Below are 23,820 nucleotides of genomic sequence, written 5' to 3' on the forward strand. Positions count from 1 at the left end.
GGCAACTAACACGTGTTACATAGCCCAACGGTTGCTTTCTTTCTGCAAGTTTTTGCAACCGCAGCGCTATGCCGGTTTTGTGGCGGAATCCCGGATGACCAGTGCCGTGCCGAGCATCTGGTGCGGATGCTGGTCCTCACCCCGGATCGCGGACATCAGGAAGTCCGCGGCCATCCGGCCCTTGGTCACGATCGGCTGTCGTACGGTGGTCAGCCGCGGCCGGAACCACGCCGACTCGGCGAGATCGTCGAAGCCGGTCACCGAGACGTCACCGGGCACGTCGATCCCGAGCTCGCGCAGGGCGTCGACCGCGCCGTAGGCGAGCACGTCGGACAGCCCCAGGATCGCGGTCGGCGGCCGCGGCCCGGCCATCAGCTCGCGGGTCGCGCGGTAGCCGTCGGCCCGGGTCACCGGCACCTCGGCCAGCGCGACGTCGGCCATCGTCAGGCCGGCCTCGGCCAGCGCGTCGGCGATGCCGGCCAGGCGGCGGCCCAGCGGCCCGCGATAGCCCCGCTCGGCCACGTCCGGGCCGGGGTCGATGGACAGCACGGCGAGCCGCCGATGGCCGAGTTCCAGCAGGTAGCGGGCCACTTCCCGGGCGCCGCCCCGGTCGTCCACCTCGACGTGCGGCGCGCCCTCGTGCCGGTCCGAGTCGATCAGCACGAACGGGATCCCGCGCCGGTCCAGCTCGGCCACCTCGCCGCGGTCGATCTCCAGCCCGCAGACGATGAACCCGTCCACCGCCGCGTACGGGATCGCCTTCAGCACCGAGTCCCGCAGCGGCGGGGTCAGCAACAGCGTGTACCCCTCCCGGTCGCAGACCTGCCCGGCGCCCATCAGGAACCGTGCGTAGTACGGGTTCTCCAGGATCTGCGCCAGCCGCTGCGGCAGCAGCACTCCGATCGAGTTGGTCGTGCCGGCCTGCAGCATCCGGCCCAGGGTGTTCGGGGTGTAGCCGAGCGCCTCGGCGGCCGCCAGGATCCGCTCCCGGGTCGCGGTCGAGATCCGCTGCGGGTTGTTGAACGCGAACGAGACGGCCGATCGGGACACACCGGCCGCTGCCGCCACGTCACTTGAGGTGGTTTTGCCGGTTTTGGCCGTGCTGCGGGAAGGATCTTTTGCTGCGTCCTTGAAAGATTTGCCGGTTCTTGCATCAGTGCGCGGAGCGGCCTTCCCGGCGGCCGGTGGAGCGGCCTGGCGCCCGGCCCGTGGCGCGGCCTTCGCTGTGCCGACGGCCTTCCTCGGTGGCATCCGCGCTCCCTGTGGTCGGCGCCCACCATATCGCCGCACCCACCCCCGCGAGGTGACCGCGCCCCCGGGCCGCGGCGCGTCCCACGATCCCGGCTGGTTCTCAGGGGTGCCTCCGCGGCGCGGAGGCACCCCTGAGAACCAGCCAACCCCGCAAGGCGCGCTGCGGTCCGGGCCCGGCCGCGACGTCGCGGCCCCGGCTGGTGCTGAGGGTTGTCTCCGCGCCGCGGAGACAACCCTCAGCACCAGCCACCCACAGCGCAAGGCGCGCGGTGGTCCGGGGTGGCAGGCACGTCGCGTGGGGGAGGCGGCCGCGGGGCGCGTCGCGGTCCGGGGCCGGGGCGGTGTCGCGCGAGGCCACCGCGGGACGTGGCTCGTAGCCTGCGGGCGTGCGCTCCGTATTCGTACCGGAAAAGGGTTAACCGAAAGTGGACCGCTGGCAGTTTCCTGAGAAGGGTGTAGCGCGGCGGCGGCGGGGTATCTCGATTGTCGTAGACATCTAGACCCCCGGAGGCACACCATGGCTTTTGACGACAAGGTCGACAACAAGGCTGAAGAAGTCGGCGGCAAGGTCAAGGAGGGCGTTGGCAAGGCCACCGACAACGAGCAGCTCGAGGCCGAGGGCCACGCCGACCAGGCCAGTGCGAACGTCAAGCAGGCCGGCGAGAAGATCAAGGACATTTTCAAGTCCTGATCGTTTTTCGTGAAAAAGGGCTGGCGCATTTCGCGCCGGCCCTTTTCGCGTCCGGAACGTCGACCGGAAATGGTCAGGCGGCGGTGACCGGGACGCGGACCACCGCGTCGAAGAGGTAACCGAGCGTGTTGTAGCGGGCCACCTCCGGCTGGGTGTGACCGTGCACGTCGGTGGCCCGGGCCAGCAGCTCGTGCGCGCCGGCCGACGGCTGCCAGTCCAGCTCCCAGCGCTGCCACGCGCCCTCGATCGAGGCGCCGACCCGGTGGGCCCGCCGCCACGTGAGGCCGCCGTCGGTGCTCACCTCGACGTGCCGGATCGGGCCGTTCGCCGACCAGGAGCGGCCGGTCAGCGTCGTCCAGCGGCCGGCCGGGAACGTCGCGCCCGGGTCCAGCTCGAACGCGCTCTTGATCACCTGACGGTCGAACGGCTGGCCCTCGGCCGGGAACTCCGGGCCGAACAGGCGGTAGAACTGGGTGTTCCACGGCGAGAACAGCGGCTCGGTGGACACCTCGATCTTGCCGACCCACTTGATCGAGGCGATGCCGATCCAGTGCGGGACGATCACCCGGACCGGGAAGCCGTGGTCGGGCGGGAGCGGCTCGCCGTTCATCTCGTAGGCCAGCAGCACGTCGTCGAGGGCCTTGGCCAGCGGCATCGGGCGGCGCACCGGCCCGAGGTCGACCCCGCCGGTCACGTAATGCGGGTCGAGGCCGCTGGGCTGCACGTCGAGCGCGTCGCGGCGCAGACCGGCCCGGCGCAGCACCGTCGACAGCCGCACGCCGCGCCAGCGGGCGACACCGACGGCGCCCAGGCCCCAGGCCGTGCCGGAGACGGTCTGGCCCTGCTGCGACGTGTAGTAGGAGCGGCCGTTCCCGGCGCACTCGACGGTGACCGCGTGGCTCTCGGCCGGCAGCCGGCGCAGGTCGTCCAGGGTGACGTGGACGGCCGGGCCGCGCAGCCCGGAGCCGGAGATCTCCAGGCTCCAGTCGGCGGCGTCGATGGTCGGTGTGCTGGTGTGGTTCCGGACGAAGAACCGGTCGATCGGCACGTAGTAGCCCTGGCCCTTCAAGGCCGACCACTTCGTCTCGGCGTTCGTGCCGAAGACCTTGAACAGTTCCGGTGGCAGCGGCTTGACGATCGGCGCGTCGGCCGCCTGCGCCGGGCTCGGCAGCAGACCGGCCGTGCCCGCCACCGCGGCGAGGGCGAACAGGTCCCGGCGGGCGAACCCGCGTGCCCGGCCGGCCGCCCAGTCGCGCAGCCGGGCCTCGTCGTATGCAGCCTCATCGATCATGTGGGCCATCCTATTGAGCCGATGGGAGATCTGGGTAGGCTCGCGCCATGGACTTCCACTGGTTTCTTCCCACCAACGGCGACAGCCGGGACATCGTGGGTGGCGGTCACGGCACGCCGTCCGGTTCGGCCGGCGGGGTGCGCCCGCTGACCATCGGCTACCTAGGGCAGATCGCACGCAGCGCCGAGCAGCTCGGCTTCGTCGGCGCGCTCACCCCGACCGGCGCCTGGTGCGAGGACGCCTGGCTGACCACGGCCATGCTCAGCGAGGTCACCGAGCGGCTGAAGTTCCTGGTGGCGTTCCGGCCCGGGCTGATCTCGCCGACCCTGGCCGCGCAGATGTCGTCGACGTTCCAGCGGCTCTCCGGCGGCCGGCTGCTGCTCAACGTGGTCACCGGCGGGGAGTCCGCCGAGCAGCGCCAGTTCGGCGACTTCCTGGACAAGGACGCGCGCTATGCGCGCACCGCGGAGTTCCTCGGCATCGTGCGGCCGCTGTTGCGCGGCGAGACTGTTTCGTACGACGGTGAGCACCTCAAGGTCGAGAACGCCACACTGGCCCGAGTCCCCGAGACGCCCCCGTCGATCTACTTCGGTGGCTCGTCGAAGGCGGCCGGCCCGGTCGCCGCCGAGCACGCCGACGTCTATCTGACGTGGGGCGAGCCGCCGGCCCAGGTGGCGGAGAAGCTGGCCTGGATCCGGTCCCTGAAGCCGGACATGAGGTTCGGCATCCGGCTGCACGTGATCACCCGGGACACCGCCGAGGCGGCCTGGGCCGAAGCCGCCCGGCTGCTGCAGAACGTCTCCGAGCAGGACATCGCCGCCGTCCAGGCCGGGCTGCGCACCAGCGAGTCGGAGGGCCAGCGCCGGATGCTCGACCTGCACGGCGGCGCCCGCGACGGCCTGGTCGTCTCGCCCAACCTGTGGGCCGGCGTCGGCCTGGTCCGCGGTGGCGCCGGCACCGCGCTGGTCGGCAGCCACACCGAGGTCGCCGACCGGATCGAGGAGTACGCGGCGCTCGGCATCGACGAGTTCATCCTGTCCGGGTACCCGCACCTGGAGGAGGCGTACTGGTTCGGCGAGGGCGTGCTGCCGGAGCTGGGCCGCCGCGGTCTCTGGCGCCACCCGGCGGGGGAGAAGAACACCGCACCGACCTCGATCCCGTTCGCCGGCGTCGCCGCCCCGGCGTCGCCGTCCTGAGCCGGCGCCAGAAGAAGAGCGAGGGCCGGGTGACCGTGGAGGTCGCCCGGCCCTCGTCCTGTGCGGGTCAGCCGTGGCCGGCGGACTCGGTCGCCTTGGGGCGGTCGGCCTGGTCGCCGTCGGCGCGGGCCGGCGGCTTCGCGGCGTCCTCGCCGGCCGGGGCCGTGACGTGCGGGTGGCCGGGCCACCAGAACCGGTCACCGAGGATGGTGGCCAGGGCCGGGACCAGCACGGTACGCACGAGCAGGGTGTCCAGCAGCACCCCGATCATCACGATCACGCCGATCTGGGTCAGGGTGATCACCGGGAGCACGCCGAGCACCGCGAACACCGCCGCGAGCAGGATGCCCGCGCTGGTGATCACCGCGCCGGTGACCGCGACGGCGTGCACCATGCCGTCCCGGGTGCCGCGCTTGCCGGCCTCCTCCCGGGCCCGGGTGACCAGGAAGATGTTGTAGTCCACCCCGAGCGCGACCAGGAACAGGAACGAGAACAACGGCACCTGGTTGTCCAGCGCGTGGCCGAACAGGAACGACCCGGCGCCGAGTGCCGCGCCGTAGCTGGCGATCACCGTGACGATCAGCAGCAGCGGCGCGACGAGCGCGCGCAGCAGCACCACCAGGACGAGCAGCACCACCAGCAGGATCACCGGCGCGATCACCCGCAGGTCGTGCCGGGTGGCCTCGCGGGTGTCCAGGCTGGTCGCCACACTGCCGCCGACGAGTGCCTGCCCGTCCAGCTCGGCGCGCAGCGCGCGGATCGCGTCGAACGCCCCGGTGGTGTCCGGCGCCGCGTCCAGGATCACCTGGATGCTGGCCTGGGTGGCGTTCTGCTCGGCGATCCTGGCCTGGGCGACCCCGGCCGTGCCGGTGACCGTGGCCAGCACCGCCTGCGCCGTGTCCGGGCTGGTCAGCACGATGGTCGGGCTGGCCGAACCGGCCGGGAAGTACTTCGACAGCGTCTCCAGGCCGGCCACCGACTCCGACTTCACCCGGAACTGTTCGGTCTGCGACAGCCCGAGCCGGGTGCCGAGGGCGCCCACCGAGAGCACGCCGAGGATGATCACCGAGGCGAGCGTGACCGCGATCGGCTTGCGGGCGACCGCCCGCCCGATCCGGGCCCACACGCCCTTCTCCGCCTCGACGCCGGCCTGGCCGACCCGCGGTACGAACGGCCAGAACAGCCCGCGGCCGCAGACCACCAGCGCGGCCGGCAGCACGACGAGGGCGAACACCGCGGCGACCGCGATGCCGGCGGCGGCCGTGACACCCAGCGACACGTTGCTCTGCAGGCTGGCCAGCAGCAGGGTGAGCAGGCTCAGGATCACCGTGCCGGCGCTGGCCGCGATGGCCGGCCCGGCGCCGCGCAGCGCCACCCGCATGGCCTCGAACCGGTCCTCGTGGTGGTGCAGCTCCTCGCGGTACCGGGAGATCAGCAGCAGCGCGTAGTCGGTGCCCGCGCCGAACACCAGCACGGTCACGATGCCGGTGGTGGAGCCGCTGATCGGCAGGCTGGTGTGCTGCGAGATCAGCGCGAGCAGGCCGGTGGTGAGCCGGTCGGCGAGCCCGACCACGGCGAGCGGGACCAGCCAGAGCAGCGGGCTGCGATAGGTGACCAGCAGCAGCAGCGCGACCACCACGACGGTGACCAGCAGCAGCCGGGTGTTCGCCCCGGTGAAGCTGTCGGCCAGGTCGGCGGTGAACCCGGCGCCGCCGGTGACCTGCGCGGTCACCCCGTCCGGGAGCCCGGCCACGGCCTTGGCCCGCAGATCGGCGACGGCGGCGATGATCTCGTCGGACGAGATCCCGGCCGGCAGCGGCACCGAGACGATGGCGGCCTTGCGGTCGGCGCTGACGATCGGCGTGCCCAGGGTCTTGGCGACCGCCAGGTCGGCGTCGGTCAGCGGCTGACCGTTCTTGGCCACCACGACCAGTGCCGCGTTGGTCCGGCCGGACGGCAGCTGCTTCTGCAGCTGAGCCACCCGGGTGGACTCGGCGGACGATGGCAGCGAGGCGTTCGGATCGTTGGTGACCTTGGTCGACCCGGAGAGGCCGATCACCAGACCGCCGAGCACCAGGGCCAGGAGCAGCGAAGCCCATGCCCGTCTCATGAATCCTCCAAAACAAAGAATCTCGATAATCGAGAGTCTCCATGACTGGCACGGGATCTGCAACACTTACCCGCGTGGAGGACCTGAATGACACGGCGGAGCGGCAGAGACTGCGCTCGCGGCTCGTCGACCTGCTCAACGCGTACGCCAGCGAGGCCAACCAGATCGGGCACGCCTTCGCCGGCCGGAACCACCTGCACGGCCCTGACCTGCACGCCCTGCTCGCGGTGATGCACGCCGAGCGGGCCGGTACGCCGCTGACGCCGGGCCGGCTCGGCGAGGCCATGGGGCTCTCCTCGGGCGCCACCACCGCGATGATCGACCGCCTGGAGAAGGGCGGCCATCTGCGCCGCAGCCGGGAGAGCACCGATCGCCGGGTGGTGCACCTGCGGTACGGCGACGCCGGGATGGCTCTCGCGGTGGCGTTCTTCACACCGATGGCGCCCCGGACGACAGCGGTCATGGATCAGTTCGACGTCGCGGAGCTCCAGGTGGTCGAGAGGTTCGTGCAGGGCATGGTGGAGTCGCTGACCGCCTATCGGGACGAGCTGCGGTCCTGACCGGGAAAGTCGCACCTGGGACGCAACGTTCGCTTTCCCCAGCTCGGACCGGTGAGCGCCGATCAGAGGCCTCGTGCGAACCGAGCCCCTTCTTTCCCAGGCCGACGACCTGCTCGCCCGTGGTCGTGCGGCGAACGCCGCCCATCTGCTCGCGCCGATCGTCGGCCGGCAACCGGAGAACGTCGAGGCCTGGCACCGGATGGCCCGGGCCCACCTGGACATGGGCGACCTGGACGGCGCGCTGCGCTCGGCCAAGGCCGCCTGGCTCCTCGACCCGCACGGCCCGGAGACGCTGTACTGGCTCAGCCGGACCGCCACCGAGCTGGGCCGGCACCGGGAAGCGATCGAGGCCGCGTCGGCCGCCTGCCGGGAGGACCCGGGCAACCCGCGCCTGCACAACCGGCTCGGCGAGGCCGAGCTGGCGGCCGGCCGGGTCGGCGACGCCCTGGACGGGCTGAAGGTGGCGATCGAACTGGCCGGCTACGACGCGGATCTGCACGTCACGTTCGGCCGCGCGATGTTCGCCGCGGGTCGCCCGCTCACCGCGCGGGAGTCGATCGGTCGCGCGCTGGCGCTGGAGCCGGGCCACGCCGGGGCGCACCGGACCCTCGCGCTGTTCGAGATCGCGATGGAGTCGGTCGTGGACGCGGCGTCGCTGGCCCAGGCCGCCGACGAGTTCGCCGAGTCGATGCGGGTCGGCCCGAACGGCCGGGTCAACGAGCGGGCGGTGCTGGCCCGTGACGCGCTCGGCTTCGTCGCCCGGATGAGCCTGACCTGGTGCCTGATCGCGCTGCTCGCCCTCGGGGTGCTGAGCGCCACGTCGCTGGTGGCGGTGCCGGCGGTGCTCTATCTGGCGCTGCTCTGCCTCGGCGGGGTCGCCGCGTGCGGGGCGGTCATCTTCCGTCCGTCGCTGGCCCGCCGCTTCTGAAGCCGGCTGGTTCTCAGGAGTGTGTCCGAGCTTGCGAGGCACCCCTGAGAACCAGCCGGCTCCCTGCCGCCTGCACCGGGCCGGGTCAGACCAGGCTGCGGAGGATGCGGCCCAGCTCCGCGCGGTCCGTGTCGTTCAACGCCGCGAACAACCGCTCGCTCGCCGCGGCCCGCGCGGCCCGGATCCCGTCCCCGGTGGCCCGGCCCGCGTCGGTCAGCGCGACGAGCGTCGCCCGCCGGTCGCCCTGGTCCGGGCGGCGCTCGACCAGGCCCCGCTCCTGGAGGTCGTCGACCACCTCGGTGGCCGAGCGCGGCGCGATGCGCAGGTGCTCGGCGAGCGTGCTCAGGCGCATCTCGCCGTGCGAGAGCAGCACGTTCAGCGCGCGGAACTGGGAGGGCGCGACACCCCACGGCTCCATCTCGCGCTTGGCGTGCTCGCGGATGCGCCGGCTCACCGCCCAGAACGCCTCGTGCAACGACTCTTCCTCCACGGGAACATCCTAACCGCGATTACCGTTGCTCCCTCATGTTGAGGTAACCTCAGCTTATTGAGGGAGGCCCGGGCGGCTTCCACCCGTACCAGGAAATGGTGTTGAATTTGGCTGAACGACCTGGTCGGGGCGCGGGACGAACCGTGACCCCCGCGGAGAAGGCGCAAGCCCGATCCGTCTCGCTGCGCCGCATCGGCGCGCTCTTCACCGGTCACCGCAACCAGCTCACGCTGGTGGTGACGATCATCGTGGCGTCGTCCGTGCTCGGCATGGCGTCACCGTTCCTGCTCCGCGAGGTCATCGACGTCGCGCTGCCGCAGAGCGACCTGCGGCTGCTGGTCTACCTGGTGCTCGGCATGGTCGTGGTCGCCGCGGTCACCTCGGTGCTCGGCGTGATCCAGACCTGGATCTCGACAGGCGTCGGCCAGCGGGTCATGCACCGCCTGCGGGTGGACGTTTTCAGTCATCTGCAGCGGCAGTCGGTGAGCTTCTTCACCAAGACCCGCACCGGCGAGGTGCAGTCCCGGATCACCAACGACATCGGCGGCATGCAGTCCGTGGTCACCTCGACCGCGACCAGCATCGCGGCCAACCTCACCACTGTGGTCGCCACCATCGTCGCGATGGTCGCGCTGACCTGGCAACTCACCCTGATCTCGCTGCTCGTGCTGCCCCCGGCGATCTATCTGACCCGCCGCGTCGCGAAGATGCGCCAGCAGATCACCGCGGAGCGCCAGCGGGAGCTCGCCGAGCTCAACGTGATCATCGAAGAGGGCCTGTCGATCAACGGCGTCCAGCTCAGCAAGACGATGGGCGCCGGCGCCGCGCAGACCGAGAGGTTCACCGGCTCGTCGAACCGGCTGATCGACCTCGAGCTGCGCTCCGAGCTGTCCGGCCGCTGGCGGATGGCCGCCATGAACATCATCTTCGCGGTCATCCCGGCGACCATCTATCTCGCCGCGGGCCTGCCGTTCGCGGCCGGCGCGATGAGCATCGGCACGCTCGTCGCGTTCACCGCGCTGCAGGGCAACCTGTTCCGGCCGCTGATGAGCCTGCTCGACGTGAGCGTGACGCTGACCAGCTCACTCGCGCTGTTCGCGCGGATCTTCGAGTACCTCGACCTGCCGGTCGACATCGCTTCGCCGGTCCGTCCGGTCCGTCTGCCCGAGGTCCGTGGCCACTTGCGGTTCGAGGACGTCACTTTCGCGTACGACAGCAGCCCGGCCGCAGCCCTCGCCGGTGTGACGCTGGACGTGCCGGCCGGCAGCTCGCTGGCCCTGGTCGGGGAGACCGGGTCGGGCAAGAGCACCATCGCGGCCCTGATCACGCGCTTCTACGACCCCACCGCCGGTCGGATCACGATCGACGGGGTCGACCTGCGTGACCTCGACCTGTCCGACCTGTCCGACATCGTGGGCGTGGTCAGCCAGGAGACGTACCTGCTGCACACCACGATCCGGGAGAACCTGCGGTACGCGAAGCCGGACGCCACCGACGCGGAACTCGTCGCGGCCGCCACGGCTGCCCAGATCCACTCGCTGATCGCGGCTCTGCCGGACGGGTACGACACCATGGTCGGCTCGCGCGGTCACCGCTTCTCCGGTGGTGAGAAGCAGCGGATCGCGATCGCCCGTACCCTGCTGCGCGATCCGCGCATCCTGGTGCTGGACGAGGCGACCAGCGCGCTCGACAACGAGACCGAGCGGGCCGTGCAGCGGGCGTTCGACGAGCTGGCCCGCGGCCGGACCACGGTCACCATCGCGCACCGGCTGTCCACGGTCCGCGACGCCGACCAGATCGCGGTCATCGACCACGGTCGCATCCTGGAGTCCGGCACCCACGAGTCCCTGCTGCTCGACGGCGGCCGGTACTCGACCCTCGCGGGGTAGGGGGTCACCGTGTCGCGACGACCGCCCAGACCCGGTGCGGGATGTTCATTCGGTCGCTGGTGATCAGGGCGGTCAGTTCCTCGGAAAACCGCTCGACCGCGGCCGGTGGCAGGCTCGCGGCCACGCCGGCGCTGGCCCGGATCCGGCCGACCCAGTCCACCCGCGAGTAGGGCACGTCCACGTCGAACGAGAACGTCTCCACCCCGCCGAACCCGGCCACCCGCAGGTCGGTGAGCCAGCGCGGGTACAACCCGGTCCCGCCGCCCATCGCCCAGGCCGGGTTGTGCGCCCGGATCAGCTCCTCGGTTCGTGCCACCACGCCGCCCGGCAGCGGCAGCCAGTCGAAGTGCGCGATCACGATCCGGCCGCCCGGCCTCAGCAGCCGGCGCGCCTCGGCGGCCGCCTCGCCCGCGCGGAACCAGTGCCAGCACTGTCCGGCCGTGATCACATCGAACGCGGCGTCGGGCAGGCCGGTCCGCTCGGCGGTGCCGACCGTGTAGGTGACGGCGACGCCCGCTTCGCGGTCGAGCCGGGCGGCTTCGGCGAGCAGGGACGGCGCCGGATCGAGGCCGGTCACCGTCGCACCGCGGGCGGCGAGGAGGCGGGCCAGGCTGCCGGTCCCGGTGCCCAGATCCAAGATCTTTTGGCCTGCGGCGCCGATTCGGTACGACGTGAGCCGCTCGGCCAGCGCGGGCGGGAAACCGGCCCGATGCCGTGCGTAGTCCTGTGCCGTGCGTCCGAAGTCGACCTGCTGCTCGGCGGTGCCGTCGTCGCCTGTGTCGTCGGCTTTCTCGATGCCGCTCGTGATGCGGCTCTTGTCGTCGCCTCGCTCGGCGCCCTCGGCGGCGTGGCCGGCTCGGGCGTGGCCGGCTCGGGCGTGGGCCGGGGTCATGCGTTGCGCCGGGTGGCGTCGGTCCAGCCGGGCAGCTCGGCGGCCTCGCGCTCGCCCGGGCCGACGTAGTCCGCGGACGGGCGGATGATTTTGCCGAGGCGCTTCTGCTCGAGGACGTGTGCGCTCCAGCCCGCCGTCCGCGCGCAGGTGAACAGCGCGGTGAACAGCTCGGCCGGCACACCCGCGAAGTCCAGCACGACCGCGGCCCAGAACTCGACGTTCGTCTCCAGCACCCGGTCCGGCTTGCGCTCCCGCAGCTCGGCGAGGGCGGCCAGCTCCAGCTCCCGGGCCACCTCATAGCGCGGGGCACCCAACTCGAACGCCGCCGCTCGCAGGATCCGGGCCCGCGGGTCCTCGGCCCGATACACCGCATGACCGAAACCCATCAGCCGCCGGCCGCTGTCCAGGACGCTCTTCACGTAGGCGCGCGCGTCACCGGACCGCTCCACCTCCTCGACCATCCCGAGCACCCGGGCCGGCGCGCCCCCGTGCAGCGGGCCGGACAGCGCCGCGATCGCCGCCGACAGGCAGGCCGGCACGTCCGCGCCGGTGCTCGCGACGACCCGCGCGGTGAACGTCGACGCGTTCATCCCGTGCTCGGCCGCGCAGACCCAGTAGCGGTCGAGGGCGGCGACGTGCCGCGGATCCGGCTCGCCCTGCCAGCGGATCATGAACCGCTCGGTGGCACTGCGTCCCGCGTCGACCAGCCGCTGCGGGACGGCCGCGGGGTGCTGCCTCGTGCTGTCGTGCTTCGTGCTGTCGTGCCTCGTGTCGTCGTGCTTCGTGTCGTCGTGCCCGCCGTGCCTCGTGTCGGCGTGCTTCGTGCCGCTCTGCCTCGTGCCGCTCTGCTTCGTGCCGCTCCGCTTCGTGGTGTCGGGCTGGAGGGTGCGGGCGGCCTGGGCGACGTAGTCGAGGACCGTCGCCGACGTGCGGGCGAGGTCGTCGCGGGCCTGCGCGTCGTCGATGTCGATCAGCTGCCGCAGGCCCCGCTGCGGGACGAGCATCGCGATCGCGGCCTGCACGTCGACCCGGACATCCCCGGAACGCACCGGGATGTCGAACGGCTCGGCCGGCGGCAGCGGCCTGGTGAAGTCGCCGTCGGCGAGCAGCCCCCAGACGTCCGCGTAGGACACCTGACCGGCCAGCGAGCGGAGGTCGACACCGCGATAGCGGAGCGAGCCGCCATCACGATCGGGTTCGGCGATCTCGGTGTCGAAGGCGACGACACCGGCAAGTCCTGGGTTGACGGTGAGCATGTCCTCACGATGATGACGTGACGCCGGGCCGGTCAATGTTGATCCGGTCAACATGAGACGATCTGCACATGCCCGACCAGCTGCTCACCACCGACCAGGTCGCCGAGCGTCTCGGCGTGAAACCGGCGACCGTCTACGCCTACGTGAGCCGTGGCCTGCTCCCCAGCCGCCGCAACGCCGCAGGCAAGGGCAGCCTGTTCGCCAAGGCCGACGTCGACGCCCTGATCGCCGGCCGTAAACGGGTCACTCCGAACATCCAGACCGGCATCACCCTGATCAAGGACGGCGGCCTGTTCTATCGCGGTCACGACGCGACGGCGCTGGCGGTCGAGACGACCTACGAGGCGGTCGCCGGGCTGCTCTGGACCGGCGAACTGCTGGACGAGCCGTTCACCGTCGACGAGGAGATGGCCGCCCTGGGCCGCCGGATCGACAGCGAGTTGCCCCCGGCCGCCCGCCGTACCGACCGCCTCCGCGTCACGGTCGCCGCCCTCGCCGCCGCCGACCCGTTCCGCTTCGACACCAGCCCCGCCGCCGTCCTCACCACCGGCCGCACCCTGCTCGCCACCATGGTCGCCGCCCTCCCGCTGACCCCCGGCTCCGCTCCCGACACGGCCGCAGCGAGCGACACCGGCTGGGTTCCAGGGGTGCCTGGGCATCCCGGAGGCACCCCTGGAAGCCAGCCGGTGTCGCTCGCCGGGTTGCTGTGGCCGCGGCTCACCGCGCAGCCGATCTCCGGCACCGGCCGGCGAACCCTGGAAGCCGCCCTGATCCTGCTCGCCGATCACGACATGGCCGCCTCGACCCTGGCCGCACGGATCGCGGCCTCCACCCGCGCCCACCCCTACGCGGTGATCAGTGCCGGACTGGCGGCCCTCGACGGCCCCCTGCACGGCGCCGCCAGTGAGCAGGTCCACCCGCTGCTCGCCGCGGCACTCACCGGCACCGACCCGATCGAGGTCATCTCCGACCGCCTCCGCGCCGGCGGCGGCCTGCCCGGCTTCGGGCACCCGCTCTACCCGTCCGGCGACCCCCGCGCGACAGCCCTGTTCGCCCTGCTCGGCGACCACCCGGTGACCGCCGCCGCGACCCGCCTGGCCACCGCGGTCCGCACCAGATCCGGCATCCTGCCCAACATCGACCTGGCCCTGGCCGCCCTCACCCTGCGCTACGACATGCCCGCCGACGCCGGCGAGGCGATCTTCGCGGTCGCCCGGACGGCCGGCTGGCTGGCCCACGCCCTGGAGGAATACGCGAACCGCCCCGCCCGCTTCCGCCCCACCGGCCAATACTCCGGCCACCCACCCACCACCCCGAAAAACAGCCACGTGTGAAGTTCGGGTGCGGAGCGCACCGCAATTCCCCACGCAGTGTTCGTTGGGGGTGTGCGTGGGGAGTTTGGGTGCGGGAGCGCGCCGTAAGTCCCCACGCAGTGGTTGTCGGGCTTGTGGCGGGGGTGCCTTGCGGTGTTAGGGGGCTTGGTAGCGGTCGAAGAAGATGACTTCGTCCAAGGGGCGGCGCTTGGGCTGGGCCCAGCGGCCCTGGCTCGGGTAGCCGAGCGGGACGATCGCCATGGTCAGGGCGTTGTCGGGCAGGTTGAGGACGCGGCGGACGTCCTCCTCGTGGCCGATGTGCAGGGTGGTGAGGGTGGAGCCGAGGCCGTGGGCGCGGGCGGCCAGCATCAGCTGCTGGACGGCGCCGTAGATCGAGGAGCCGAGGCGGGGGTTGCTGGACTTGGCGGCGCCGAGCAGGACCGGGACGATCCAGACCGGGGCTTCCTCGAAGTGGTTGGCCAGGTGGTCGGCGGCCAGGAAGCTGCGCTTGCTCATCGGGCCGTCGGTGGCGTTCAGGATCTGGTCGCGGCGGGAGCCGTAGTGACGTTCCCAGCCTTCGCGGTACCAGCCGGCGATCTGCTTCTTGATCTCCGGATCGCGGACGACGATCCAGGCCCAGCCCTGGCTGTTGCCGCCGGACGGACCGCGGACCGCGGCGTCCAGGATGTCGCGGATGATCTCGTCGGCGACCGGCTCGGTGGAGAGGTAACGGCGTGCCGGGGTGGAGTGCAGGGCCTCGATCAGGCCAAGCTCCTGGGGAGCGGGAGTGGTCATGCCACGGAGCCTAACGACGGCCGGGCCGGAGTCGTGCCGGCCGGGTGATCTCAGCGGGTGGTCCACGCGGCCAGGGTGGTGCCGGTCGGGTCGGTGAGCAGGAGCTGCGCGCCGGCGCCGGGTGCGTGCTCGAACGGGATCCGCCAGGACAGGGCGGTGCCGGGGTGCAGGGTCATCGCGGGCGGGATCGCGCCGCCCTCGATCGGGGCGGTGTCGACCGGGGAGCCGCCCGGCTGTGCGGTGTACCGGAGGCGGATCAGCGCCGGGCCGAACTCCCAGGTGCCGCGCAGGACGTGGACGCTCACCCGCACGGCATACGCCGAGGCGGTGGCCGGGCTGCCGGTCACGGTGACCCGGGCGGCGAGGCCGGGCGTCCGGATGTCCTGCCCGGTGCCGAGGAGAAGGACCGCAGGTGACCCGGCACCGGCGTGATCCGCGGGTGAGGCGGTCGGTGGGCGGGCGGCGACGGGGGAGGCGCGGACCGAAGGCGGGTGGCTACCGCAGCCGGTGAGGGTGGTTACGGTGAGCAGTCCGGCGAGCACGATGCGCATGCATTCATCCAACCGTGGCCGCCGGGTTCCGCAAGTCCACAAACGAGGGACAAAAAGCGAAGTCCACTCCGGAGGGACGGGTCCGGGCGGCGTCCCTCTGCGCCGCCGCCCGGACCCGGGTTCAGACGGCCACCTCGGCGAGCATCGGACGGACCAGGCCGGCGAACTCGTCGGGCTGTTCGAGCTGCGGCATGTGGCCGGTGTTCGGGAACAGGTGCGCGCGGGCGTGCGGGAACGCGGCCCGGGCGGCGGCCAGGTGGGTGCTCGGCAGGATCATGTCGCGGTCGCCCCAGATCAGCATGGTGGGTGTCGTCGACGCGGCCAGCGAGGCGAGCAGCGCGGTGCGCCAGCCCGGTGCGATGCCGCGGAAGCCGCCGAGCTCCTTGGCGATCTCCAGGTAGACCGGGGCGAAGTCCGGCTGCTGGGCGATCCTGATGGCCATCGCGACGCGTTCCGGGGTGACCAGGGCGCGGTCCCGGAACAGGGTGCGCTCGACCCGGGGCGCGGTGCGCGCGTCGATGCGCCGGAGCATCTGCCGGCCCAGGCCGGGCACGGCCAGCAGGCGCAGCGTCCAGGTCACCTCCTTGCCGAACCCGGCGCTGTTCACCAGGGTCAGCGTGGCCACCCGCTCGGGTGTGCCGGCCAGCATGGTCATCGCGACCGCGCCGCCCAGCGAGTTGCCCATCAGGTGTGCCGGGCGGGTCTCGCCGAGCGCGTCCAGCGTCGCGGACACCCCGTCGGCCAGCACCGCCAGCGAGGTGGGCGCGGGCATCCGCTGGGACAGCCCGAAACCGGGCATGTCGATGCTGATCACCCGGTAGTCGGTGTCGAAGCGGGAGTGCTGCGGCGCCCAGTCCTCCAGGCTGCGGCCGATCCCGTGCAGCAGGACCACCGGAGGGGCGGCCGGGTCGCCGGTCTCGTGGACACGGATGCCGGCACCCCGTACAAGCAAGGTCTTCATCGCCCGGCACCCACCCCGGCGCGGCCCGCGGTCTTGACCGAAGCGGCGGTCAGTGCCCGGATGATGGCGGCGGAGCCGACCGGCATGAGTCGTTGCAGCAGGTCGGGGGCCTTCGCGTTGATCGCGATCAGCAGGCGGGCCTGGCGTTTCCGCACGGCGCGCAGGATCAGCTCGGCGGCCTTCTCCGGCGGGAAGCTGAGCAGCGCGGCGAAGAGCTTGCGGTTCGGCTCCACGTCGGACTCCGGCACGTTCGTCCCGACCAGCGCGCTCTCCGCGATCCGGGTGCGGATCCCGCCCGGGTGCACGGTGGTCACCCCGATCCCGTTCTCGAGCAGCTCGCTGCGCAGTGCCTCGCTCAGCCCGCGCAGCGCGAACTTGCTGGCGCTGTACGCGCTCTGCCCGGGCGGGGCGATCAGTCCGAACAGGCTCGACACGTTGACCAGGTGGCTGCCCGGGCTGGCGGTCAGCGCCGGGAGCAGCGCGTGGGTGAGCAGCATCGGTGCCCGGAAGTTCACGTCCATGACCTTCTCGAACTGCTCGACGCTCACCTGGTCGAACCGGCCGCCGAGCGCGATGCCGGCGTTGTTGACCAGCAGGCCGATCGCCGGGTGCTCGGCGAGGACCTGGGTGGCGACGCCCTCGACGGCGGACCGGTCGGCGAGGTCGGCGACGATCTGCTGGACGTTGCGGCCGGGGTGCGCGCCGCGGATCCGGTCGACGACCGGGGTGAGCCGGGCGGCGTCGACGTCGACCAGGATCAGGTCGCTGCCGCGGTGTGCCAGGCCGTAGGCGAGCTGCTCGCCGATGCCGCTGGCCGCGCCGGTGAGGACCGCGGTGCGACCGGCGAACCGGTAGGGATCGAGTCGGGGCATCAGACCACCTCTGTGGAAGGGAGGACGGGAGCGGTGCGCGGGGTGAAGGTCATGTCCTGGGTGACGTCGGCCCGCGGGGTGGCGACCACGTCCCGCAGGTAGTTCTGCCGGACCAGCCACGGGTCGCGGTCGCCCTGCCGGGGGAACGTGTCCAGGGCGCGCTGGACGTAGCCGGAGGAGAGGTCGAGCAGTGGGGCGCCGGTGCCGGTCGGGCGGGTCGGGGTGGCGACCGCGTGACCGTTCTTGGCCATGTGGTCGAGGAGCTTGAGGACGTAGCGGTGCGACAGGTCGGCGCGCAGCGTCCAGGAGGCGTTGACGTAGCCGATGCAGAAGGCCAGGTTCGGCACCCCGGAGAGCATCAGGCCGCGGTAGGCCGCCTGCTCGCCGAGCTTCACCGGTACGCCGTCGACGCCGATCTCGACGCCGCCGATCGGCAGCAGGGTCAGGCCGGTGGCCGAGACCACCACGTCCGCCTCGAGCACCTTCCCGGACCGCAGCCGAATCCCCTCGGGCACGAAGGTATCGACGTGATCGGTCACCACCGACGCGCGGCCGGACGTGATGGCGCGGAACAGGTCGCCGTCGGGTACCACGCAGAGCCGCTGGTCCCACGGGTCGTAGCGGGGCTTGAAGTGCTCCTGGACATACCCCGGGTTGCGCAGGAAGCGCCCGGCCAGGCCCTGCAGGATCCAGCGGACCTGTTTCGGGCGCTTCCGGGCCAGCTGGTAGAAGAGCTGCGTGACCAGGATGTTCTTGGCGCGGGCGACCCGATTCGCCGCCTTCGGCGGCAGGATGCGCCGGGCCAGGTCCGCGAGCACGTCACGATTACCCAACGGGATGACGTACGACGGTGAGCGTTGCAGCATCGTCACGTGCTGCGCGTCCTTCGCCATCTCGGGGACCAGGGTGACCGCGGTGGCGCCACTGCCGATGATCACGACACGCTTGCCGGAGTGATCGAGATCGGACGGCCACGCTTGCGGGTGCACGAGCCGGCCCTGGAACTCGCCGCGCCCCGGGAAGTCCGGGAGGTAGCCCTCGGCGTAGCTGTAATAGCCGGCACACGCGTACAGGAAAGTCGCCGTGACGGTCTCGCCCCGCGCGGTCCGCAGCGTCCAGCGAGCCTGCGCCGACGACCAGTCCGCGGTCGTTACCCGGCTGCCGAACCGGATGTGCCGGGTGATGCCGGCCTCCGCGGCGGTCTCCTCGATGTACGTGCGGATCTTCTCCCCGGACGCCAGGGACTCCGGCTCGCGCCACGGCCGGAACGGGTAGCTGAGCGTGTACATGTCCGAATCGGATCTCACGCCGGGGTAGCGGAACAGGTCCCAGGTGCCGCCGATCGCGTCGCGGGCCTCGAGGATCGTGTACGTGTCGTGCGGGCGCTGCCGCTGCAGTCGCCAGGCGGCGCCGATGCCGGAGAGCCCGGCCCCGATGATCACCACGTCGAAGTGGGTCATGCGTCGCCCCCGGTCGCCGCCGGAAACCAGGGCGGAGTGCCGGCGCCGCTGATCCGGACGCCGCCCCACGGGTCGGGTTCGCTCAGCTTCACCGACGTGTCCGGGGCGCCGGGGATCGTGATGGTGGCCTTGCGCAGGCCGGCGCTGACCCGTTCGCGCAGGTCGTCGACCGGATTGGTGCGCCCGGCCCAGCGGAACCGGCCCTCGATCGGCTCGAAGCGCGCGGACATCCGCACCTCGACCGCGATCGGGCCGTCGTCGAGAGTCAACGTGGCCGGGCCGCGATATTCCTCCTCGTCGGTCACGTCGTGGACCACCCTTCTGCTTGAGCCGCCAGGCCACCCGGGGTGTCGGCCGCGCGGTTGATGCCGGCGACGCCGGTCCAGAGGAACGTCGTCAGGTACTCGCCGAGCGCCTCGCGGCTGATCGGCTGCTGCTGCCGGAGCCACCAGTCGCCGACCGACTGGACGTAGCCGACCACCCCGTACGCCCAGGGCAGTGACGCGCCGGAGTCCAGGCCGCGGGCCCGCAGCCGGTCACCGAAGATCCGGGCCAGGCCGCTGGCCACGGTGTCCATCACGTCGGCCACCACGTCCCGGCCCCGGGCGATGTCCGGCTGGTGGACCACGAACCGGTACAGGTTCAGATCGTTCTCGATGTGCGCCAGGTAGACGTCGATGGCGGCGCCGATCGCGGCCCGCTCCTCCCGGACGTCCGCGACGGCCGGGATCATCGCGGACAGCACCATCGCACCGGCCTCCCGCCCGACCGCCAGCCACAGCTCGGACTTGTCGGCGAAGTAGCGGTACAGCACCGGCTTGCTGACGCCGGCGTGCGCCGCGATCGCCTCCATGCCGACCTCCGGCCCGTGCTGCCGGATGGCGTCGATGGCCGCGGCGGTGAGCTCCGCGCGGCGCTGCTCGCGGTGACCTTCCCAACGGCCGCGGCGGCCGTCGGTATTGACGGGTGGGGTGACCGAGTTCATAGTACGAGTAGTAACTGTTACCGCCGGTAACGTCAAGCTTTTGGAGGCTGCGATGACCTTTTTTGGAGGGCCGCGATGACGACAGTGACCCCGCCTGATCGGGACCGTACCGCCACCCGGCTGCTGCGTTCCTCGGCCGAGCACTCCTACGACCCGGCCGTCGAGATCGACTGGGACGCGCCGTTCGTGGAGGGCAAGTACTTCGTCCCGGCGCACCGCTCCAGCCTCTACGGCACCGCGCTCTGGGACCGGATGACGCTCGATCAGCGCATCGAGTTGACCAAGCACGAGGCGGCCAGCATCGCCGGGCTCGGCGTGTGGTTCGAGACGATCCTGATGCAGCTGCTGATCCGGGGCTACTTCAAGGACGACCCGACCGCCGCACACGCCCAGTACGCGCTCACCGAGATCGGCGACGAGTGCCGCCACTCGGTGATGTTCGGCAAGATGATCGCCCGGCTGGACACCCCGGTGTACCGGCCCGAGGGGATCAACCAGTACCTCGGCACCTGGATCGCGCACACCGCCACCGGCCCGCGGATGTTCGCCGCCATCCTGATCGCCGAGGAGATCCTGGACACCCTGCAGCGCGAGGCGATGGCCGACGAGACCGTGCAGCCGCTGGTCCGGATGGTCTCGCGGATCCACGTGGTCGAGGAGGCGCGGCACGTCCGGTTCGCCCGGGAGGAGCTGGCCCGGCAGATCCGGCTGGCCGGGAAGTCCCGGCTGGCCTTCGACCGGCTGGTGATCGCCCGGGCGGCCTATCTGACCGGTACGCGGCTGATCGACCCGCGGGTGTACCAGGCGGTCGGGATCAGCCCGCGGGAGGGGTTGGCGGCGGCCCGGGCCAACCCGCACTACCGGGAGACGATGCGGTGGGCGGGCGAGCGGATCGTGGGGTATCTGGGCGAGCTCGACCTGATCGGCGGGGGTGCGGCGAAGGCGCTGTGGAAGGCGTCCGGCCTGCTACCTCGGTGATCCTTTTGCGGGCGGAGGTGCCCTCACGGCAGTGGTGCTTTCACGGGCGGTGGTGCTTTCACGAGCGGCTGGGCTTTCACGGGCGGCTGGGCTTTCACGGGCGGCTGTGCAGGAACCATTCGGTGCCGTGGCTGACTGCCAGCGCGATCTCCCACGGGTTCATCTCGAGGCGGCTGGCGAGCGCGGCGATCTGCAGCGCCACCTGCCAGGCGTCGTCGGGTGAGGCCGGGGGCCGGCCGACGGTGAACTGCAGCATGGTCTCCCAGCAGGCGACCACCTCGGCCTGCCAGGACTCGTGCCACTGCCGGAGCACGGCCGCGAGCACCTGCTCCTCGCCCAGCGTCTGGTGGTAGCTGATCCACGCCGCCACCAGGTGCGCCTCGGTCGTGGGCAGGAGCAGCAGGTGCACGTCCTCGGGTTCGTACCAGGTCGCGGTGCCGGTGAGCTGATCGGCGCGGGGGTCGAGCTGGGCGAGCAGGGCCGGGTCGGTGCGGACCCGGTCGTAGACGTACCGATTGATGGTGCGCACGGTCGGGTCGGTGACATGCCGGCGGACCTCGGCCAGCAGATCCACGCCGGTGAAGTCCCCGACGGTGAACTCGGGATCGTCGTCGGGCAGGTCCCACCGCGACGGGTCGAGGGAGGTCCAGGGGTCCAGCGTGCGGGCGTTGTCGTCCATCAGGTGGACCGCGGTGGCGACGTCGTCCTCGCCGTCCTCCTCGTCCTCGTCATAGCCGTCCATCAGGGCCGACTCGCCGGAGATGAAGACCGGGCGGCGGCCGGTGGCCGGCATCAGCTGCCGTGCCGCCCGCCAGGCGGTCAGGACGTCCGCCGGGTTCAGCCCGCTGATCACCAGGGCGTCGCCGTCGGCCTTGGCGAGGGGCAGGTTCGCGAGCATGGTGCCGGCGAGCGCTTGCCGGACGCCGTCGATGTCCTCAGCCACGCTGCCTCCGTCGGTCCTTTTCGCGGCCGGCTCTCCTCGGCCATGCGCTGAGTATCCGGTCGATCACCGGGGCGGCGGGGTCGAACGCCGGACGTGACGGGTGTCGCCCGGGTGCGGGACGGTTTCAGCTCGGTTGCCGCTTGCGGGTGACCGGCGGGTGGCCGGGACCGCCCGAGGGGTGGCGGACGGCGACCGAAGGGGCGGTGGGCGCGGTGCCGGGGGCGTGCGAGATTGACGCCCGACGTACGCCGTAGGGGAAGCAGGATCGATGGATGACGCGCTGGTGGCCTACAACTCCGGACGCTTGGACGGGGCTGCCGGATGCCGCGACGAGCAGATCGCCGCGGACGCCGAGGTGGGTGCGGACTACCGGATCGGCCTGCTCGACGGGCGGATCGCGGCGTACCACCTGATCAGCGAGGTGCGGGACATCCTCGGGGTGACCGGGTCGCTCTTCGAGGGGCCCGACGACTTTCGGTAGCGGTGGAAGCGCCGGCTGGTCCTGAGGGGTGTCTCCGCGCGGCAGAGGCACCCCTCAGGACCAGCCGGGCTGCCGCGGCTGGCTCCCACGGTCGTTGTCCGACCGTTTTCACGGCCGTCAGCACCAGCCGAGTTGCCCGGCTGGTGCTGACGGCCGTTTCGCGATGTGTGGGCGCACGCCGGGTTGTCCGGCGAGCGCGGGGCTCGGCAGGTGCCGCGGTGCGGGCCGGCCGGCGTGGGCCGGGGCGGATCGGGGCTTTCCCGGCGTACCCGATGGGGGTGATGTGGCCTGGAGGGGGATCGGTCGTAAGCGAAGGCAGGGGGTGAGGGTGACGGGGGAGACTGAGCGGCGGAACAGGGGAAGATCACCGGCTCACAACCGGGTTCACCTGGGAAGTGACCTGCCGTTATCGGGACGGAAACATTCGCCTACCGTTTCGGAAATCAGGTCTTAGGACTCTTGCAGCGGAAACAGCGGCACGGCACAGGACGGAGACCGGATGACCGAGGGCGCACTGGCCGGGTTCACCGTGGCGGTCACCGCGGAGCGACGCCGCAGTGAGATGACCGCACTGCTGGAACGGCGCGGCGCGCGGGTGGTCAGCGCTCCGGCGATCACCATCGTGCCGCTGATCGACGACGACGCGTTGCGGGCGTCCACCGAGGCCTGCATCGGGCTGGAACCGCACATCGTGGTGGCGACGACCGGTTTCGGGTTCCGCGGCTGGCTGGAAGCGGCCGAGGGCTGGGGGCTGGGCGACACACTGCGGGCCTCGCTGAACAACGCGAAGATCATCGCGCGAGGGCCGAAGCCGTGCGGGGCGATCCGGGCGGCCGGGCTCTCCGAGGACTGGGCGGCCAAGACCGAAGGCTCCGAGGAGGTGCTGGAACGGCTGCTGCACGACGGCGTGACCGGCCGGCGGATCGTGGTGCAGGAGCACGGCGAGCCACAGGTCGAGTTCGTCGAGGCGCTGCGCTCGGCCGGGGCCGCGGTGGTCGAGGTGCCGGTGTACCGGTGGGCGCTGCCGCCCGACACCGCCCCGATCCGGCGGCTGACCGAGCAGGTCGCGGCCGGGCAGATCGACGCGGTGACGTTCACCAGCGCGCCCGCGGTCAAGGCGTTCCTGCAGATGGCCGGGGAGACCGGGGCGGACGTCGTCACCGCGTTCCAGAATGGCACGCTCGCCGCCGTCGTGGGGCCGGTGACCGCGGCGCCGCTCGTGGCACTGGACGTGCCGGTGGTGATGCCGGAGCGGTACCGGCTCGGGGCGCTGATCAAGACGGTCACCGACGAGCTGCCGCTGCGGGCGCTGCGACTGCAGGTGGCGGGGACGACGCTGGAGGTGCGGGGTCATGCCGTACTGATCGACGGGGTGACGCACGGGCTGGCGCCGGCGGCGATGGCGATCCTGGTGTCGCTGGCCCGGCGGCCGGGGGCGGTGGTCTCCAAGGAACAGCTTGCGGCGGCGTTGCCGCGCGGGAACGACGGGCACGCGGTGGACGTGGCGGTGGCGCGGCTGCGGGCGGCGCTCGGGTCCGGGAAGCACATCGAGACGGTGATCAAGCGCGGGTATCGGTTGCGGGTGGACGAGGCGGCTTGATCGCGAGGCCGGCCGTTTCGGGGGCGGTGGGGGGACGCGGTCGCGTTGTGCGGACTGCTGTCGCCCACCTGGGTGCGGAGCGCGCCGCAACTTCACACGCTCGGCCGTTCCAGCCCGTGTGTGGGGACTTTGGGTGCGGAGCGCGCCGCAACTTCACACGCTCGGTCGTTTCACCCCGTGTGTGGGGACTTTCGGTGCGGAGCGCGCCGCAACTTCACACGCTCGGCCGGTCCAGCCCGTGCGTGGGGAGTTTGGGTGCGGAGCGCACCGAAAGTCCCCACACAGAGCCCGCCCTCCCTGGGGGCTCCCCCTTGGACAGTGTGGCGG

At 71.9% G+C, this 23,820-nt stretch carries 23 protein-coding genes; 9 read left to right on the forward strand and 14 right to left on the reverse strand.

The window, feature by feature from the left end; all coding sequences use genetic code 11:
- Nucleotides 1-66: 66 nt before the first annotated feature.
- Nucleotides 67-1,068: a LacI family DNA-binding transcriptional regulator gene (locus ADL15_RS49025; RefSeq protein WP_067707817.1), complete on the reverse strand. Its 1,002-nt coding sequence runs from the start codon at nt 1,066-1,068 to the stop codon at nt 67-69.
- Nucleotides 1,069-1,768: 700 nt separating this feature from the next.
- Here ADL15_RS49025 and ADL15_RS49030 point away from each other — a divergent pair.
- Nucleotides 1,769-1,942 (forward strand): CsbD family protein, encoded by a 174-nt coding sequence (locus ADL15_RS49030; protein WP_067707820.1) that lies wholly within the window; start codon nt 1,769-1,771, stop codon nt 1,940-1,942.
- A 73-nt stretch (nt 1,943-2,015) separates the two neighbouring features.
- On the opposite strand, the gene ADL15_RS49035 is transcribed toward ADL15_RS49030, so the two are convergent.
- The gene (locus tag ADL15_RS49035; protein ID WP_232345108.1) at nt 2,016-3,233 is read right to left on the reverse strand and encodes a sulfite oxidase; all 1,218 of its coding nucleotides are present in this window, start codon (nt 3,231-3,233) and stop codon (nt 2,016-2,018) included.
- Between the two features lie 47 nt (nt 3,234-3,280).
- Here ADL15_RS49035 and ADL15_RS49040 point away from each other — a divergent pair, with 47 nt between their 5' ends.
- Complete coding sequence (locus ADL15_RS49040; protein WP_067707827.1) at nt 3,281-4,429, forward strand: LLM class flavin-dependent oxidoreductase; 1,149 nt, start codon at nt 3,281-3,283, stop codon at nt 4,427-4,429.
- A gap of 67 nt (nt 4,430-4,496) precedes the next feature.
- On the opposite strand, the gene ADL15_RS49045 is transcribed toward ADL15_RS49040, so the two are convergent.
- Nucleotides 4,497-6,539: an MMPL family transporter gene (locus tag ADL15_RS49045; protein ID WP_083972656.1), complete on the reverse strand. Its 2,043-nt coding sequence runs from the start codon at nt 6,537-6,539 to the stop codon at nt 4,497-4,499.
- Nucleotides 6,540-6,613: 74 nt separating this feature from the next.
- Between ADL15_RS49045 and ADL15_RS49050 the strand changes: the two genes are divergently transcribed.
- Together ADL15_RS49050 and ADL15_RS49055 are read left to right on the forward strand one after the other, a co-directional pair.
- Nucleotides 6,614-7,099 (forward strand): MarR family winged helix-turn-helix transcriptional regulator, encoded by a 486-nt coding sequence (locus ADL15_RS49050; RefSeq protein ID WP_232345109.1) that lies wholly within the window; start codon nt 6,614-6,616, stop codon nt 7,097-7,099.
- 73 nt (nt 7,100-7,172) lie between these two features.
- Nucleotides 7,173-8,027, forward strand: coding sequence for a tetratricopeptide repeat protein (locus ADL15_RS49055; RefSeq protein WP_067707833.1), 855 nt, complete (start codon nt 7,173-7,175; stop codon nt 8,025-8,027).
- 85 nt (nt 8,028-8,112) lie between these two features.
- Here the strand turns inward: ADL15_RS49055 and ADL15_RS49060 are convergent, their stop codons facing one another.
- Nucleotides 8,113-8,517 (reverse strand): MarR family winged helix-turn-helix transcriptional regulator, encoded by a 405-nt coding sequence (locus ADL15_RS49060; protein WP_067707836.1) that lies wholly within the window; start codon nt 8,515-8,517, stop codon nt 8,113-8,115.
- A 95-nt stretch (nt 8,518-8,612) separates the two neighbouring features.
- Here ADL15_RS49060 and ADL15_RS49065 point away from each other — a divergent pair, with 95 nt between their 5' ends.
- Nucleotides 8,613-10,406, forward strand: a complete 1,794-nt coding sequence (locus tag ADL15_RS49065; RefSeq protein WP_067707838.1) for an ABC transporter ATP-binding protein — start codon at nt 8,613-8,615, stop codon at nt 10,404-10,406.
- Between the two features lie 4 nt (nt 10,407-10,410).
- Here ADL15_RS49065 and ADL15_RS49070 read toward each other — a convergent pair whose 3' ends face one another.
- Together ADL15_RS49070 and ADL15_RS52435 are read right to left on the reverse strand one after the other, a co-directional pair.
- Nucleotides 10,411-11,298: a class I SAM-dependent methyltransferase gene (locus ADL15_RS49070; RefSeq protein ID WP_083972657.1), complete on the reverse strand. Its 888-nt coding sequence runs from the start codon at nt 11,296-11,298 to the stop codon at nt 10,411-10,413.
- Nucleotides 11,295-12,554: a citrate synthase 2 gene (locus ADL15_RS52435; protein WP_083972658.1), complete on the reverse strand. Its 1,260-nt coding sequence runs from the start codon at nt 12,552-12,554 to the stop codon at nt 11,295-11,297. Before ADL15_RS52435 ends, ADL15_RS49070 begins: the two co-directional genes overlap by 4 nt.
- A 68-nt stretch (nt 12,555-12,622) precedes the next feature.
- Here ADL15_RS52435 and ADL15_RS49085 point away from each other — a divergent pair, with 68 nt between their 5' ends.
- The gene (locus ADL15_RS49085; RefSeq protein ID WP_067707841.1) at nt 12,623-13,888 is read left to right on the forward strand and encodes a citrate synthase; all 1,266 of its coding nucleotides are present in this window, start codon (nt 12,623-12,625) and stop codon (nt 13,886-13,888) included.
- A 135-nt stretch (nt 13,889-14,023) separates the two neighbouring features.
- Here ADL15_RS49085 and ADL15_RS49090 read toward each other — a convergent pair whose 3' ends face one another.
- The 7 genes from ADL15_RS49090 to ADL15_RS49120 form a co-directional block, all read right to left on the reverse strand.
- Nucleotides 14,024-14,662, reverse strand: coding sequence for a nitroreductase family protein (locus tag ADL15_RS49090; RefSeq protein WP_067707844.1), 639 nt, complete (start codon nt 14,660-14,662; stop codon nt 14,024-14,026).
- Nucleotides 14,663-14,712: 50 nt separating this feature from the next.
- Nucleotides 14,713-15,213, reverse strand: coding sequence for a YajG family lipoprotein (locus ADL15_RS49095; RefSeq protein ID WP_067707846.1), 501 nt, complete (start codon nt 15,211-15,213; stop codon nt 14,713-14,715).
- Nucleotides 15,214-15,334: 121 nt separating this feature from the next.
- A complete protein-coding gene (locus ADL15_RS49100) occupies nt 15,335-16,174 on the reverse strand; it encodes an alpha/beta fold hydrolase (RefSeq protein WP_067707850.1) in 840 nt (279 codons plus the stop codon).
- Nucleotides 16,171-17,046, reverse strand: coding sequence for an SDR family NAD(P)-dependent oxidoreductase (locus ADL15_RS49105; protein WP_067707852.1), 876 nt, complete (start codon nt 17,044-17,046; stop codon nt 16,171-16,173). Before ADL15_RS49105 ends, ADL15_RS49100 begins: the two co-directional genes overlap by 4 nt.
- A complete protein-coding gene (locus ADL15_RS49110; RefSeq protein WP_067707855.1) occupies nt 17,046-18,506 on the reverse strand; it encodes a flavin-containing monooxygenase in 1,461 nt (486 codons plus the stop codon). Before ADL15_RS49110 ends, ADL15_RS49105 begins: the two co-directional genes overlap by 1 nt.
- Nucleotides 18,503-18,811, reverse strand: coding sequence for a DUF4873 domain-containing protein (locus tag ADL15_RS49115; RefSeq protein ID WP_067707882.1), 309 nt, complete (start codon nt 18,809-18,811; stop codon nt 18,503-18,505). The genes ADL15_RS49110 and ADL15_RS49115 overlap by 4 nt, the downstream gene beginning before the upstream one ends.
- Nucleotides 18,808-19,491, reverse strand: coding sequence for a TetR/AcrR family transcriptional regulator (locus ADL15_RS49120; RefSeq protein WP_067707858.1), 684 nt, complete (start codon nt 19,489-19,491; stop codon nt 18,808-18,810). The genes ADL15_RS49115 and ADL15_RS49120 overlap by 4 nt, the downstream gene beginning before the upstream one ends.
- Nucleotides 19,492-19,566: 75 nt before the next feature.
- On the opposite strand from ADL15_RS49120, the gene ADL15_RS49125 reads away from it, so the two are divergent.
- Nucleotides 19,567-20,469: an AurF N-oxygenase family protein gene (locus ADL15_RS49125; RefSeq protein ID WP_067707861.1), complete on the forward strand. Its 903-nt coding sequence runs from the start codon at nt 19,567-19,569 to the stop codon at nt 20,467-20,469.
- Between the two features lie 94 nt (nt 20,470-20,563).
- Here the strand turns inward: ADL15_RS49125 and ADL15_RS49130 are convergent, their stop codons facing one another.
- Nucleotides 20,564-21,412, reverse strand: a complete 849-nt coding sequence (locus ADL15_RS49130) for a DUF4253 domain-containing protein (protein WP_067707866.1) — start codon at nt 21,410-21,412, stop codon at nt 20,564-20,566.
- A gap of 268 nt (nt 21,413-21,680) precedes the next feature.
- Between ADL15_RS49130 and ADL15_RS49135 the strand changes: the two genes are divergently transcribed.
- Together ADL15_RS49135 and ADL15_RS49140 are read left to right on the forward strand one after the other, a co-directional pair.
- Nucleotides 21,681-21,893: a hypothetical protein gene (locus ADL15_RS49135; RefSeq protein ID WP_067707870.1), complete on the forward strand. Its 213-nt coding sequence runs from the start codon at nt 21,681-21,683 to the stop codon at nt 21,891-21,893.
- Between the two features lie 499 nt (nt 21,894-22,392).
- Nucleotides 22,393-23,493, forward strand: a complete 1,101-nt coding sequence (locus ADL15_RS49140; RefSeq protein WP_067707874.1) for a uroporphyrinogen-III synthase — start codon at nt 22,393-22,395, stop codon at nt 23,491-23,493.
- Nucleotides 23,494-23,820: the final 327 nt, after the last annotated feature.

It is taken from the genome of Actinoplanes awajinensis subsp. mycoplanecinus (genome assembly GCF_001509495.1).
In the GTDB taxonomy this organism is placed as follows: Bacteria; Actinomycetota; Actinomycetes; order Mycobacteriales; family Micromonosporaceae; genus Actinoplanes; species Actinoplanes palleronii.

Coding starts and splice junctions, on each gene's coding strand:
- ADL15_RS49030 (WP_067707820.1), top strand. CDS start 1,769: ATGGCTTTTGACGACAAGGTCGACAACAAGGCTGAAGAAGTCGGCGGC.
- ADL15_RS49035 (WP_232345108.1), bottom strand. CDS start 3,233: ATGATCGATGAGGCTGCATACGACGAGGCCCGGCTGCGCGACTGGGCG.
- ADL15_RS49040 (WP_067707827.1), top strand. CDS start 3,281: ATGGACTTCCACTGGTTTCTTCCCACCAACGGCGACAGCCGGGACATC.
- ADL15_RS49045 (WP_083972656.1), bottom strand. CDS start 6,539: ATGAGACGGGCATGGGCTTCGCTGCTCCTGGCCCTGGTGCTCGGCGGT.
- ADL15_RS49065 (WP_067707838.1), top strand. CDS start 8,613: ATGGTGTTGAATTTGGCTGAACGACCTGGTCGGGGCGCGGGACGAACC.
- ADL15_RS49070 (WP_083972657.1), bottom strand. CDS start 11,298: ATGACCCCGGCCCACGCCCGAGCCGGCCACGCCCGAGCCGGCCACGCC.
- ADL15_RS52435 (WP_083972658.1), bottom strand. CDS start 12,554: ATGCTCACCGTCAACCCAGGACTTGCCGGTGTCGTCGCCTTCGACACC.
- ADL15_RS49085 (WP_067707841.1), top strand. CDS start 12,623: ATGCCCGACCAGCTGCTCACCACCGACCAGGTCGCCGAGCGTCTCGGC.
- ADL15_RS49090 (WP_067707844.1), bottom strand. CDS start 14,662: ATGACCACTCCCGCTCCCCAGGAGCTTGGCCTGATCGAGGCCCTGCAC.
- ADL15_RS49095 (WP_067707846.1), bottom strand. CDS start 15,213: ATGCGCATCGTGCTCGCCGGACTGCTCACCGTAACCACCCTCACCGGC.
- ADL15_RS49100 (WP_067707850.1), bottom strand. CDS start 16,174: ATGAAGACCTTGCTTGTACGGGGTGCCGGCATCCGTGTCCACGAGACC.
- ADL15_RS49105 (WP_067707852.1), bottom strand. CDS start 17,046: ATGCCCCGACTCGATCCCTACCGGTTCGCCGGTCGCACCGCGGTCCTC.
- ADL15_RS49110 (WP_067707855.1), bottom strand. CDS start 18,506: ATGACCCACTTCGACGTGGTGATCATCGGGGCCGGGCTCTCCGGCATC.
- ADL15_RS49120 (WP_067707858.1), bottom strand. CDS start 19,491: ATGAACTCGGTCACCCCACCCGTCAATACCGACGGCCGCCGCGGCCGT.
- ADL15_RS49125 (WP_067707861.1), top strand. CDS start 19,567: ATGACGACAGTGACCCCGCCTGATCGGGACCGTACCGCCACCCGGCTG.
- ADL15_RS49135 (WP_067707870.1), top strand. CDS start 21,681: ATGGATGACGCGCTGGTGGCCTACAACTCCGGACGCTTGGACGGGGCT.
- ADL15_RS49140 (WP_067707874.1), top strand. CDS start 22,393: ATGACCGAGGGCGCACTGGCCGGGTTCACCGTGGCGGTCACCGCGGAG.